At 34.2% G+C, this 12,825-nt stretch carries 14 protein-coding genes; all 14 read left to right on the top strand.

Annotated elements, in window-relative coordinates:
- Positions 1-2 precede the first annotated feature (2 nt).
- A complete protein-coding gene (locus tag KAOT1_RS11055) occupies positions 3-551 on the top strand; it encodes a hypothetical protein (RefSeq protein WP_007094895.1) in 549 nt (182 codons plus the stop codon).
- Between the two features lie 11 nt (positions 552-562).
- Positions 563-1,159, top strand: a complete 597-nt coding sequence (locus tag KAOT1_RS11060; protein ID WP_007094896.1) for a hypothetical protein — start codon at positions 563-565, stop codon at positions 1,157-1,159.
- Between the two features lie 48 nt (positions 1,160-1,207).
- Positions 1,208-1,795 (top strand): hypothetical protein, encoded by a 588-nt coding sequence (locus tag KAOT1_RS11065; RefSeq protein WP_007094897.1) that lies wholly within the window; start codon positions 1,208-1,210, stop codon positions 1,793-1,795.
- A gap of 11 nt (positions 1,796-1,806) precedes the next feature.
- Entirely contained in the window at positions 1,807-2,142 is a 336-nt protein-coding gene (locus KAOT1_RS11070; RefSeq protein ID WP_157560110.1) for a hypothetical protein, read from the top strand.
- Positions 2,143-2,226: 84 nt separating this feature from the next.
- Positions 2,227-3,717 carry an Hsp70 family protein gene (locus KAOT1_RS11075; protein ID WP_007094899.1) on the top strand — a complete coding sequence of 497 codons (1,491 nt, stop codon included), beginning with the start codon at positions 2,227-2,229 and terminating at the stop codon, positions 3,715-3,717.
- A 173-nt stretch (positions 3,718-3,890) separates the two neighbouring features.
- The gene (gene uvrB / locus KAOT1_RS11080) at positions 3,891-5,879 is read left to right on the top strand and encodes an excinuclease ABC subunit UvrB (protein WP_007094900.1); all 1,989 of its coding nucleotides are present in this window, start codon (positions 3,891-3,893) and stop codon (positions 5,877-5,879) included.
- A gap of 405 nt (positions 5,880-6,284) precedes the next feature.
- Positions 6,285-7,208 (top strand): hypothetical protein, encoded by a 924-nt coding sequence (locus KAOT1_RS11085; RefSeq protein ID WP_050765249.1) that lies wholly within the window; start codon positions 6,285-6,287, stop codon positions 7,206-7,208.
- 41 nt (positions 7,209-7,249) lie between these two features.
- Positions 7,250-7,882 (top strand): ATP-binding cassette domain-containing protein, encoded by a 633-nt coding sequence (locus KAOT1_RS11090; RefSeq protein WP_238528698.1) that lies wholly within the window; start codon positions 7,250-7,252, stop codon positions 7,880-7,882.
- 95 nt (positions 7,883-7,977) lie between these two features.
- Positions 7,978-8,169, top strand: a complete 192-nt coding sequence (locus KAOT1_RS11095; RefSeq protein ID WP_007094903.1) for a cold-shock protein — start codon at positions 7,978-7,980, stop codon at positions 8,167-8,169.
- A gap of 178 nt (positions 8,170-8,347) precedes the next feature.
- Positions 8,348-8,632, top strand: a complete 285-nt coding sequence (locus KAOT1_RS11100) for a DUF1456 family protein (RefSeq protein ID WP_007094904.1) — start codon at positions 8,348-8,350, stop codon at positions 8,630-8,632.
- 24 nt (positions 8,633-8,656) lie between these two features.
- The gene (locus tag KAOT1_RS11105) at positions 8,657-9,259 is read left to right on the top strand and encodes a short chain dehydrogenase (protein ID WP_007094905.1); all 603 of its coding nucleotides are present in this window, start codon (positions 8,657-8,659) and stop codon (positions 9,257-9,259) included.
- A 9-nt stretch (positions 9,260-9,268) separates the two neighbouring features.
- Positions 9,269-10,150, top strand: a complete 882-nt coding sequence (locus KAOT1_RS11110) for a hypothetical protein (RefSeq protein ID WP_157560112.1) — start codon at positions 9,269-9,271, stop codon at positions 10,148-10,150.
- A gap of 66 nt (positions 10,151-10,216) precedes the next feature.
- Complete coding sequence (locus tag KAOT1_RS11115) at positions 10,217-10,795, top strand: PhnA domain-containing protein (RefSeq protein ID WP_007094907.1); 579 nt, start codon at positions 10,217-10,219, stop codon at positions 10,793-10,795.
- Positions 10,796-10,962: 167 nt separating this feature from the next.
- A complete protein-coding gene (locus KAOT1_RS11120) occupies positions 10,963-12,744 on the top strand; it encodes an FAD/NAD(P)-binding protein (protein WP_007094908.1) in 1,782 nt (593 codons plus the stop codon).
- Positions 12,745-12,825: the final 81 nt, after the last annotated feature.

The following is a 12,825-nucleotide window of genomic DNA, read 5'->3' on the forward strand; positions in this document are numbered from 1 at the left end:
ACATGGAAGTTATAAAAATTGTTGTCTTTGTCATTGGTTTATTTTTTGGAATAGAATCAAGTACAATCATTGCTGAAACTACAGAAGTGACGATCAATCCAAAGGAAAAAACCATGGTAATTCAGCAGAAAAATCTCTTGGCAATTTATCCCAAAGAAAAAGACACTTCATTTGCCGCGGAAGAATTCACGAAGATTTACTATTACAAAACCAATTGGAATAAACATTTAAACGCTTTCGCGGAAAAATCAATCGTATATACAACAAGTGATGATAAAACGCTAGATGCAACTATTACACTTCAATACACTTCTGACGAAGATTTAAAAATATTTGCTATTGATAAAAACCGCAAAGGACAATTCTCCATCATCAATCTTCCAAATTGGGTATTAAAAACCAATGATGGAACGCTCAACGGAAACTATTGGAATTTTGATGCAGACAAGCCGTTTTCGTTTACGTACAATCCTGTAGAAAACGTTCCTGAAACCTACACCGTAAACAAAAAGATTCTATATGCAACTTGGAAAAAGCTTGCTAAAAAATAACAAAACCATTAATGAGAGAAATTGACGAAATTAAAGATGCTGAATATGATAAAATTGTAGAAGAAATCAACGCCATTTACCAACAAGAAGTTTTACTTCCTATAAAACCTGCTTTTATCAATTTCTTCAAGAAGATTCAAAACTTTGAAGACGGTTACAGAACTGATATTCCATCTAAAAAAATTGAAATCGTTTCTATATTCTATTATGCACCAAGCACTTTGTCGTTTATCTTTGCCATGTCTGATCTTGAATACTACAAACAAAATAACGATATAAGCCGACCTGAATTACACACAGAATCGTATGGTGATTACGATGTGGAAGAACTCGTGATGCGCATTCTAAAAAAACACAATATTGAACATGAAGACCTTGATTATTATGACGTTTGGGAAGATCAATTTACATTAAACCATGATTTCTTACTAGCCTGTTGGCAAGAAGCAAAAACAATCACAAACTCCAAACTATACGGTTTCCTATTTGCTTCTGATTTTGCAGGCGGAACTACAAATTTAGACAATGGCGATTCTTTTTTTGGAATGGACAATACTGTTGAAAAATATCTTACCGACAAGGGAATTCACATCAAAAAAGACCTTTAAATTCATTCAAAATCTGTACTTTACACATAAGAAATCATAAGGTAATTGATGGAAGAACTCTTTAAAGAATTTATCGCTAAAAACGAAACTCACAGAATATTCAAAATATACAAACCTTTCCAAGAAAAGGAAGTAGTTGCATTTGAGAAGGAATTTGGCATTAAACTTCCAATTTCGTTCCGAACATTTATAACAACATACGCACGAGGAATTCATCATAAATCCTATGCATTGGGACATGTATTGGATAAAATTTCGTTCAAGTCATACAACAAAAAATCAATAAAAAACAATCCCTCAAAACCTTTTCCGTACACACAAAGAATCTTTCTAGGTACAGCAACTGAAGACTTTCAATTTGGTTTTCCAATGGCAACTACATACTTGCCATCTAGCTATGAAGGTAAAGTATATAATGAGCACTCAAACGGTGTTATTTTCTTAAAAGATACAGGTTGTATGTCTGAGGACTTTATCATTGTAAACGGAGAAGTTTCAGGAACAGTTTGGACACAAAACATTCAGTCAAACTCAGAAATTATTCCGTTCTTTACAGACAAGACTCATAAAAAACAGTTAGATTTTGAGCAATATATCACTAAAAATCTGGAACGTGCGATGAGTTGGTTGAAATAAAAAATAAAAAAATGGCTTTTCCAAAAAACAAATCAAGACGTATTGTTGTGAACGATCATTCCTATAGATGGATGGTAAAAACATACTACAAAACGGTGCGACTGTCTGTAATGTCTGAAACACACAACGGACAAAAACTGTTTGCCATTTTTCAACAATCCATCAATGGAGCAAAAGCAGACAAATATGCATTTCCTTTTATTGTGACTTCTCAATTAGTAAAAGACACTATTTTATATGCCTTAGAAAATGGTTATACACCTGAAAGTAAAGGTGAAAATTTAGAACTTGGCGATTTAACAAACATCATTGAAATTACTCCAAACAAACATGCCAATCTAGAATAACAGAAAAACAAAGACATTTTATTTTTTAAAAAAATGTAGTATCTTTCTTAAGCTAAAACAGCTACCAACACTAAAAACAATATTATGTTAGTCGGAATAGACTTAGGAACTACCAAATCTGTTATCGGTTATTGGCATGAAGGCAAACCACGCATTGTAAAAACTAATGGTTTGTATAGTATGCCTTCAGAAGTCTCGTTTGTGAATGACACTATTTCTGTTGGAAAACGTTCTAAAGAAAAAGAAGCCGTGTATGTTGGTGGAATCAAAAGACATTTAGGTAGAAAATCTTCCGTAAAAGTTTCCAAAGATAAAAGTGTGCATCCACAATGTATTGCCGCACTATTACTCTGTCAACTAAAAAAAATGGCGATTGAAGACATGAAATCCATTGGTTTGCCAGGAAAAATTGATGGCGCAATCATTGCCATTCCTTCGCACTTTGACATTCATCAACGCAGAGCAACCATGGAAGCTGCTCAAATTGCCAATTTACCCGTAAGAAGACTCATTAATGAAGCAACGGCTTGTGCATTAGAATACACTACACACAATCAAATCAAAGATCATTTAATGGTAATTGATCTTGGTGGCGGAACGTTAGATATTTCTGTAATCGATGTTTCTCAAGAATCTCAGGGTGATTTTTTTCTGCTCGATGTTCAAAATATTGAAGGTGATACCAACCTTGGCGGATTGGATTTTGATGAAGCTATTTTCAATTGGATAAAAGAACACAAAGCCAAAGATGTATTAAATACAAAAGAGCTTACGCGACAAAAAACCGATGAATTCAAACAGAAGATTACGAAAATGAAACATGACTTGAGTATTCATAAAAAAACAACTTCTCATTATCCAATTGGTGTTTTACGAGACGATTTGGAAATTTATGAACCGCTAACGTTAACACGTGAAGAATTCTTGGAAATCTCCAAACCACTTTTTGATAGAATTTTAGCTTTAATAGAAACTTCCCTAAAAGAAATTCCTGAAAACACTTCGTTTCAAACATTACTTGTTGGGCGTGCAAGTCGTACGTACGGATTAAAATCTGTCATTGAAGAAAAAATAAACACCAAATGCTTGTCGAACACAGATCCTGAAACTTGTGTTGCCAAAGGAGCAATTATACAAGCTGCTATTTTGGATGGAGCAATCAAAAACAGAGACCATCATTTTGTGCTAGAAGCGTTACAAGATCATTATGGTATTGAATTGGACAAAGGTATTTTTCATCCATTTTTTCAAAAAGGAAGAACTATTCCCACGCAAGCAACACACGATTTCACTACAGTTGCAGACAACCAAACGAGTCTGGAAATAAAATTTTACAAAGGTTCTAGTACGACTACGAAAAATAATACCTACATGGATTCGGTAACAATTCCAAACATACGAAAAGCACCAAAAGGAACCGAAAACATCAAGATTATTTTTGATATGGATGCTAATATGGAATTGACCATTCGGGCATTTGATAAAAAATATCGTATAAAATCTAAAAACGGACTTTCTCCAGAAGAAATACAGAGTTACAAAACCTTTGTAAACGATCAATTTTTCAATGCTTAAACACTACACATGCTCACTTCTTTTCGTTATTTTTGTATGAAATTGCGTTAAGGATTGAGGCATTGTTGGAGCTCTTTTGATTTGGATTTCTGCTTACGCAGGAAAGCCAAAGGAAAAAGCGACTGCCGAAAGCCTGACCCAAAGGGAAACGCCCAAAAAAGCAAAAACACGGTATGAAGTTTAAAATTATATCTGATTTTTCTCCTACGGGAGATCAACCGCAAGCCATTGAACAATTGGTTTCAGGAATTAAAGCCAATGAACAATACCAAACCTTACTCGGAGTTACAGGTTCAGGAAAAACGTTTACGGTTGCCAATGTGATTGAAAAAGTAGAAAAACCTACATTGATTTTGGCACACAACAAAACGTTGGCTGCGCAATTATACTCAGAATTTAAGCAGTTTTTCCCTGAAAATGCAGTAGAATATTTTGTGTCTTACTATGATTATTACCAACCAGAAGCCTACATTCCGACGTCGGGAACGTACATAGAAAAAGATTTATCAATTAATGAAGAAATTGAAAAACTGCGATTGAGCACCACTTCTTCCCTACTTTCCGGTCGCCGTGATGTCATTGTAATTGCGTCCGTTTCCTGTTTGTATGGTATTGGAAACCCAATTGAATTTCAAAAAAATGTTATCAAATTACAACGCGATCAAGTGATTTCGCGCACCAAATTATTGCATCGTTTGGTGCAAAGTTTGTATTCGCGTACGGAAGCTGACTTTTTACATGGTTCGTTTCGTGTAAAAGGTGACGTCGTAGATATCTATCCAGGATATGCTGATTTTGCCTTTAGAATTCACTTTTTTGGTGATGAAATTGAAGAAATAGAATCCTTTGATCCTGCCACAAATACCGTTTTAGAAAAATACACGCAACTCAATATTTATCCTGCAAATATGTTTGTGACTTCTCCAGAAGTATTGCAAAATGCCATTCATCAGATTCAGGAAGATATGGTAAAACAAGTAGATTATTTTAAAGAAATAGGAAAACATTTGGAAGCAAAACGTTTGGAAGAACGTACCAATTTTGATTTAGAAATGATCCGTGAATTAGGCTATTGCTCAGGAATTGAAAACTATTCGAGATACTTGGATGGTCGTGCGCCAGGAACGCGTCCGTTTTGCTTGTTAGATTATTTTCCAGATGATTATTTAATGGTTGTCGATGAAAGTCACGTTACCATTTCGCAAGTACATGCCATGTATGGCGGCGATAGAAGCAGAAAGGAAAATTTGGTAGAATATGGTTTTCGTTTACCTGCCGCGATGGACAACCGACCGTTGAAGTTTGAAGAATTTGAAATGATTCAGAATCAAGTGATTTATGTAAGTGCAACGCCCGCAGACTATGAACTGCATAAAACGGATGGTGTGTATGTAGAACAGGTAATTCGCCCAACGGGATTGCTCGATCCGATTATTGAAGTACGTCCAAGTTTAAATCAAATTGATGATTTGGTAGAAGAAATTCATCAGCGAACCGAAAAAGACGAGCGAGTTTTAGTCACTACGTTAACCAAACGAATGGCGGAAGAATTGACAAAATATTTATCTCGAATTCAAATTCGTTGTCGTTACATTCACAGTGATGTTGATACGTTAGAACGTGTACAAATTATGCAAGATTTACGCAAAGGTTTGTTTGATGTGTTGATTGGTGTCAACTTGCTTCGTGAAGGATTGGATTTACCCGAAGTTTCCCTAGTAGCCATTTTGGATGCAGATAAAGAAGGTTTTTTACGTAGCAACCGATCATTAACACAAACCGTTGGTAGAGCCGCAAGAAACGTAAACGGAAAAGCCATTATGTATGCGGATAAAATTACGAAAAGTATGCAAAAGACAATAGACGAAACAACTTATCGTAGAGAGAAACAAATTGAATACAATACCCAACACAACATTACTCCAAAAGGCTTGAACAAATCGTTGAACAATGCATTAAGCAAAGATGAAAGTTTGGCTTGGGAAGATGAAATTGAAACGAAAAAAGCGGCTGAACCAGATTTGGAATACTTGAGCAAAGCGCAAATTGAAAAACTCATTCGCGAAAAACGAAAAGCTATGGAAACTGCCGCAAAAGAACTGAACTTTATGGATGCAGCAAAATATCGTGATGAAATTAAGTTGCTTCAGGAGAAGTTGTAAAATTAAAAACGCAAGAAAATCGGTAACGGCAAATAGTACTTCTTCTCTTGCGTTTTAACAACAATTATATATACTAAACAAATAGTTTTGAGACAGCAACAACAAGTCATACACTATGTTGTCTCGTCATTTTTTTCAGTTGACTGAATACAGAAGTATTCATACGCACATTTATCATAAAAGTAAGATAATCAACACGTTTCATGAAGCGTATAATTTCGGAAATTGCAAAACAAGTGAAACTACTTGGTCATTTTGAAATCTCACTTTCGTCAAAATCGTTAAGAATTCGCTAAAATTTGGCAATCGTGCGCAATCTCAAATTGTAAATTCAATTTTATGTGTATATTCGATTTACAGTGATTTCTTTATGGTTTGAATGAACTCACTATCTAAATCAGCAACGTGAACTTCTACTTTATTTTACAATTAAAACGCATGTATCGCCATATTGACGAATTTGGCGTAATTCCAATTCTTGGATTTCTGTTGATAATTGGACTTTTTATTGGACTTTCGGAAACACTTTTTGACAAACTATCGTATGCTTCATATATTTATAGCGGAATTGGTTTATTTTTAAGCTTGAAACTAGGCTATAAAAAGCGAACTACGTTTTTAAAAAAATGTTTTCCACTAGAAACATTCTGGAAAGTTCGTATGATAGAAAATTCACTTTTCATACTTCCATTTAGTAGCTTTCTATGTTACCAACAAGCTTTTTGGGAAGCGATAAGCATTCATATACTTGCAATTATTTTTTCTTTTTGGAATGATCTTAGTGTGCGAAGTATCACGATTCCGACTCCTTTTGGAAAACGCCCGTTTGAGTTTATCATAGGTTTCCGCAATACGTTTTGGTTGTTGCCACTACTCTACGGATTGACCTGCATTTCCGTTTCTGTAAAAAATTATAATTTGGGAATTTTCAGTTTAATCATTCTGTTTATCTGTTGCATGTCGTTTTATGCAAAACCAGAACCTTTGTATTACATATGGATACACAGCAAATCGCCAAAAGAGTTTTTAGCCGATAAAATAAAAACCGCGTTGTTATACAGTAGCTTTTTAGTACTGCCAATTGCTATTGGATTATCTGCCTTTTTTTCCTTTGAAGAATTACAGATTACCCTTTTGTTTATCATTTTGGGATATGCGTTGATTGTCCTGACCATTCTAGGAAAATACAGTAACTATCCTTCTCAAGTACCAATTATGCAAATGTTGGCAGCGTTGGTTTGTCTTATATTTCCGCCGTTATTAATTATTATTCTTCCGTTATTCTACAAACGCGCTATTAAAAACTTAAATTCCTTTTTAACATGTTAAGCATTCGTAATCTGTCCAAAAAATATGGCAAAAAGAAAGTTTTGAATCAGATAGAACTGCAATTCAAACCTGGAGAAATTAGCGGAATTGTGGGTGAAAATGGTGCTGGAAAAACGACATTATTCAAATGTATTGCTGGTTTAGAATCGCACGAAGGAGAAATTCATCATCCACTAAAAAATGTAAAAAACATGTCGGGTTTCTTAGAGACGAATCCTGAATTTCTATCAAAAATTACTGGAAAAGAATATCTTCAACTACTTTGCAATGCGCGTAACATTAAAAATGTACATTTTGAAGAAAAAAATATTTTCGATTTGCCTTTACAACAATATGCTGAAACGTATTCTACAGGAATGAAAAAGAAATTGGCGCTCACAGGAGTTTTATTACAACAAAATGACATTTTTATTTTGGATGAACCTTTTAACGGTGTTGACATTCATAGCAACCTGATTATTAAAGAACTACTCAAATCACTTAAAGAAAAAGGTAAAATCGTACTACTTTCTTCCCATATATTTTCTACATTACAAGATACCTGCGATCATTTGCACTATTTAAAAGCGGGAAAAATAGAGCACTCTGTCAAAAGAGAAGACTTCAAAAAAATAGAAAAACTCATGCTAAATGCGGGTTTGAGCGATAAAGTGAAGGAATTCAATATTAAATAATTGTAATCAATTCAAAAAAATCGCACAAAAAGTCGGGCGCATTTAATTTGGTATTATCTTTGTAATCATTAAAACAATTATTTAAATTTATTACAATGAGTAGAGGAACAGTAAAATTCTTCAACGACACCAAAGGATTTGGTTTCATCGTAGAAGAAGGTTCAAACAAAGAACATTTTGTACACATTTCTGGATTAATTGACGAAGTTCGTCAAGGAGATGAGGTAGAATTCGAATTAACAGAAGGTCGTAAAGGTCTTAATGCAGTGAACGTAAAAGTAATTTAATATATATATATTTTATTCTTTAATGAAGCAAAAAGTCTATCGTTTGATAGACTTTTTTTATATCCATAAATGAAAAATGAGTAAAGAATTAGATGTCTATTATGTTCATAAAAAAATAAAAATATTCACACGCAAAGCGCATTTTATATAACTATAATAAAAAAACTATCTTTGTTGCATGGCATTAACAAATAACGACGTATTTAAAAAACTTCGCGTGGCTTTAAAGCTCCGTGATGACGATATTGTAAAAATCTTAGAATTGGTAGATTTCAGAATCTCCAAAAGTGAATTGGGCGCATTTTTCCGAAATGAAGATCACCCAAAATATAAAAACTGTGGCGATCAAATTTTACGTAACTTCTTAAATGGTTTGGTCATTCACTTACGTGGACCGATGCCAAAAAAAGAAAGCAAGCCCAAATCTACACAACCTACTTCTAAACGGAAGGAACGGAAGTAATAATTTCTTCTTAAATTCATCTCTATGAAAATCCTAATCATCGGTGGAAACGGAACTATCGGTAAAAAACTCACCGAATATTTTAAACAAAAGCACGAAGTACTCGTTGCAGGAAGAACAACTGGTGATGTAACGGTTGACATCAGTAACAGCGAAAGCGTTCAAAAAATGTTTGATAAAGTTGGTACAGTCGATGCAATTATTTGTGCCGCAGGAGAAGCCAAATGGAAACCGTTTGACGAACTTACCGAAGAAGATTATTACATTGGATTTAAGAGTAAATTGATGGGACAAGTGAACTTAGTTCGAATTGGACAACATTATCTTTCAAAAGGTGGTTCAATCACGTTAACAACTGGAATTCTTGCAGACGATCCTGTACCAATGACCGCAAGTGCCGCCATGGTAAATGGCGCGATTCATAGTTTTGTAAAAGCCGTAATTTTAGAACTAGAAGGTAACATCCGTGTCAATGTCGTTTCTGCTGGAATGGTAGCTGATGCTGCCGAAAAATACGATGCATATTTTCCAGGACACAATCCGATTCCGATGCAAAAAGTGGTCAATGGTTATCGTAAAAGTGTGGAAGGACGACAAACAGGAGAAATCATCCGAATTTATAATTAATACAATATTATGAAGTTACAATATCTCGTTATACTGTGTATATCTTTGTTTTTTATTTCGTGCATACAAACTGAGTCAAAAGGAAAAAATTATGTCTCAGACATACAAGTTGAAGCCAATAAGCTTTCTTGCGATGGAATTGTCATGTCAAATTACCAAGGCGTTATTGATAAATCTGAGTTTATATACGGAGAAAGTATCGTACTCAACTACGAAAACATGACTGGTTTTACCTTAAAAGATAGTTTGGCATATCCAGACATGGACATTATTGTCATGAATAAAAAAGGTGATACCGTGATGGCGAATTCTAATTTACTTAAAAATGATGGCAGAGGTTTTCCTGAGAAAGATTTGAAGCTTCGCAGCGAACTGATTTTTGCAAAACCCATGATGCCCAATAATGAATACAATCTAAATATTAATATTCGTGACAAACACAGCGACGCCTATTTTACGCTACGCAAAAACTTCTCTATAATCAACAGTCCGCATGTTAAAACCAAAAGCAATGGTTTTACATTTGATATTCAATACCTCTATTCAAACACACGAAAACTTTCAATTGTAGATAATGCTATCAAGCTCAACGAAAATATTTTTCTAATCATAGAAAACTTAGAAGGTTATGCTGTTGATGATTACGGACAAGCAAACATCCAAGCTTCCGCAAGTCTCATAGACGCAAACGGAATTGTTATTAATAAAAATGATGATTTGTTTCCAAATTTGGTAAATGCTGCCGATTTAAAAGATCAATTGTACACTTCCATTCAACTGACAGGAACATCACTCAAAAATCCAATTACGTATGTATTGACGCTAAAAGACAATAAAACTGGAAACAGCATGAAAACCACATTTGAACTTACTGTAGAAGAATTGAAATAATTAAACAATCTGCTTTTATTTCTGAACGAAACCCATATTTTTGCTCAAAATTAAACAACTTTACGAATGAGTATTGAGAGAGAAATACAAAAGCGCAGTGGTTCTGCCTGTGAATTGTGTGGCGCAACTGAAAAATTAGCGATCTACCATGTACCGCCAAATCACGAAAACAAACTAGAGAAATCTATATATGTTTGCGAAACTTGTCTTTCTCAAATTGAAGATCCTGAAACAATGGATGTAAATCATTGGCGTTGTTTAAATGATAGTATGTGGAGCGAAGTAAAAGCCGTTCAAATCGTATCTTGGCGCATGCTACACAGACTTAAAAAAGAAGGTTGGCCACAAGATTTACTTGATATGATGTATTTGGATGAAGACGATTTGGAATGGGCAGCCGCAACAGGTGAAGCAGAAGACAAAGAAAATGCCATCAAACACTTAGACGTAAACGGCGTACAATTACAAGCTGGCGATAGTGTAGTTTTAATTAAAGATTTAAATGTAAAAGGCGCAGGATTTGTAGCAAAACGCGGAACGCCTGTACGAAACATTACACTTTCACATGACAATTCGGAACATATAGAAGGACGCGTAAACGGACAACACATTGTAATTATTACCAAATATGTGAAGAAAACATAATTTTTCCTCATACAAAAAAACAACACGGCGTATTTTCAATAGAGAATACGCCGTTTTTTGTACCTTTAAAAACATCAGTAACAATCTATCAATTAAACAAACAGAAAGCTCATTTGGTATTTATTATTTAAAAACTCAATGGACTTTTTACCTGAAAATATTTTATATTGAAAACTACATCTAATCATAAAAATAGAAAAATAGCAATCATCGGAATTGGTCCAAGAGGCGGTTATGCACTTGAAAACTTTTTTGAATCATTAGCTAAAAAAACAAATGAACTTCAAATTCATGTATATCTTTTTGAACAAACAGGTAATTTTGGAAATGGACAAGTGTATAAAACCGATCAAATAGAAAGCAATTGGATTAATATTCCTGAGAGAATTCTACTTTTAAAAAAACGAGAAGCAATCAAGTTTTCTGAAATAGAAATTCCATCGTTTCCGTCGTATCACGAATGGACAGAAAAAGATTTTGAAGAACGCTCTAAAGAAGCCGTAGACAATTATCCGCCAAGAGCGAAAATAGGAAAGTATCTCAATGAACGATTAGCTTCCATCATTACGCCACTTCACGAACATAAAATTGCCACGCTTGTAAAAGATACCGTTAAAAAAGTATCATTAACCGAAAATTACAAAGTTTCAATCGCAACAAAAACAGAAGATTACCACAATCTTGATGAAATTTTACTCACCATCGGACATCAACCAACAGAAGTATCAGAACAACTTTTAGAATGGAAAGAATTTGCTTCAAACAAAGAAAACTTGGCACTTTTTACGAGTCCGTATCCAATTAGCGACTTTTTAAATCACGAAAAATTAACCACTAAAAGTATTGTTGGAATTAGAGGTTTTGGTTTGGCAATGATTGATGTCGCAAGAGCAATTGCAATGCGTTTTGGTAAATTTCATATTGAAGATACAAAAACACGCAAATGTACTTTTAAGCCAAATGAAAACTATAAAGGCAAAATGATTCCGTTTTCGCTTGACGGATTGCCCGCTGTACCAAAACCACTAAATGCAAGTATTGACGATCTTTTCAAACCAACGGAAACGCAACTTTCGGACTACGAATCGTTAATTGGGAACCCTGAAACACAGAAAAAAGCATCAGGTGTCGATTTTTTATTAAAAGCATTTGCGCCTATTGCGGCAAAGATGTATTTGCAATTGGAAACAACATACCACACAGAAAAATTATCACTCAAAGAAACTGAAAATATTATTATAAAATGGTTGAAAGATCCTGAATATAAACACGATGCTATTTTGTCAACCGATCAATCCGTAAAAAGTATAATGCAAGATTTTGTAGCAATGGCGACTGGCAAAAAACCAATTAGTCTCGATTTTTGTGTCGGACAAGTGTGGCGTCATTGTCAACCTTCTATGTATGCCAAATTATCTTTCAACGAATGTGATGAAGATGTTTTTGCAGAAATTATTGCTTTGGACGAATCTACAAAACGCTATTCGTATGGTCCGCCAGTAGAAAGCATACAACAAATGATTGCGTTGATTGAAGCCAATGTTTTGGATATGAATTTTGTAAGCGATCCCGATTTTGAATTGATTGATAAAGGTTGGAAATTATCTAACAACAACAATACAGAAACGGCAACCGTGATGCTAAATTCTGTACTTGATGCACCAAAAATAAAAATTGTAAAATCTTCCATAATTGAAAGTTTACTTTCTTCCGATTTGATTCAAATTGTGCATGACGATTTAGGAATTATGACAGACGAAAATGCTTATGTGATTTCTGATGATAAAAAACACAACATTCCCATTGCATTGTTGGGAAGATTAGCAAAAGGAACTATTATTGGTGTAGATGCTATTTTGGAATGTTATGGTTCACGACCAAAAAATTGGGCAAAAAAAGCAAGTAATCGACACATATTATCGGTTTCGGGAAGCGATATTTCTTCTTAATTTTATTTTTTTTATGAACGAACTCATCTTGACTTTTTCTGTTTCCTAAAAAAAGCTAAAATTCTAATAATTTAAGCTTGA

Source organism: Kordia algicida OT-1, from assembly GCF_000154725.1.
In the GTDB taxonomy this organism is placed as follows: domain Bacteria; phylum Bacteroidota; class Bacteroidia; order Flavobacteriales; family Flavobacteriaceae; genus Kordia; species Kordia algicida.

What these genes read in the sequence shown, in the direction of transcription:
- KAOT1_RS11055 (WP_007094895.1), top strand. Translation starts at nt 3, where the DNA reads ATGGAAGTTATAAAAATTGTTGTCTTTGTCATTGGTTTATTTTTTGGA.
- KAOT1_RS11060 (WP_007094896.1), top strand. Translation starts at nt 563, where the DNA reads ATGAGAGAAATTGACGAAATTAAAGATGCTGAATATGATAAAATTGTA.
- KAOT1_RS11065 (WP_007094897.1), top strand. Translation starts at nt 1,208, where the DNA reads ATGGAAGAACTCTTTAAAGAATTTATCGCTAAAAACGAAACTCACAGA.
- KAOT1_RS11070 (WP_157560110.1), top strand. Translation starts at nt 1,807, where the DNA reads ATGGCTTTTCCAAAAAACAAATCAAGACGTATTGTTGTGAACGATCAT.
- KAOT1_RS11075 (WP_007094899.1), top strand. Translation starts at nt 2,227, where the DNA reads ATGTTAGTCGGAATAGACTTAGGAACTACCAAATCTGTTATCGGTTAT.
- uvrB (WP_007094900.1), top strand. Translation starts at nt 3,891, where the DNA reads ATGAAGTTTAAAATTATATCTGATTTTTCTCCTACGGGAGATCAACCG.
- KAOT1_RS11095 (WP_007094903.1), top strand. Translation starts at nt 7,978, where the DNA reads ATGAGTAGAGGAACAGTAAAATTCTTCAACGACACCAAAGGATTTGGT.
- KAOT1_RS11100 (WP_007094904.1), top strand. Translation starts at nt 8,348, where the DNA reads ATGGCATTAACAAATAACGACGTATTTAAAAAACTTCGCGTGGCTTTA.
- KAOT1_RS11105 (WP_007094905.1), top strand. Translation starts at nt 8,657, where the DNA reads ATGAAAATCCTAATCATCGGTGGAAACGGAACTATCGGTAAAAAACTC.
- KAOT1_RS11110 (WP_157560112.1), top strand. Translation starts at nt 9,269, where the DNA reads ATGAAGTTACAATATCTCGTTATACTGTGTATATCTTTGTTTTTTATT.
- KAOT1_RS11115 (WP_007094907.1), top strand. Translation starts at nt 10,217, where the DNA reads ATGAGTATTGAGAGAGAAATACAAAAGCGCAGTGGTTCTGCCTGTGAA.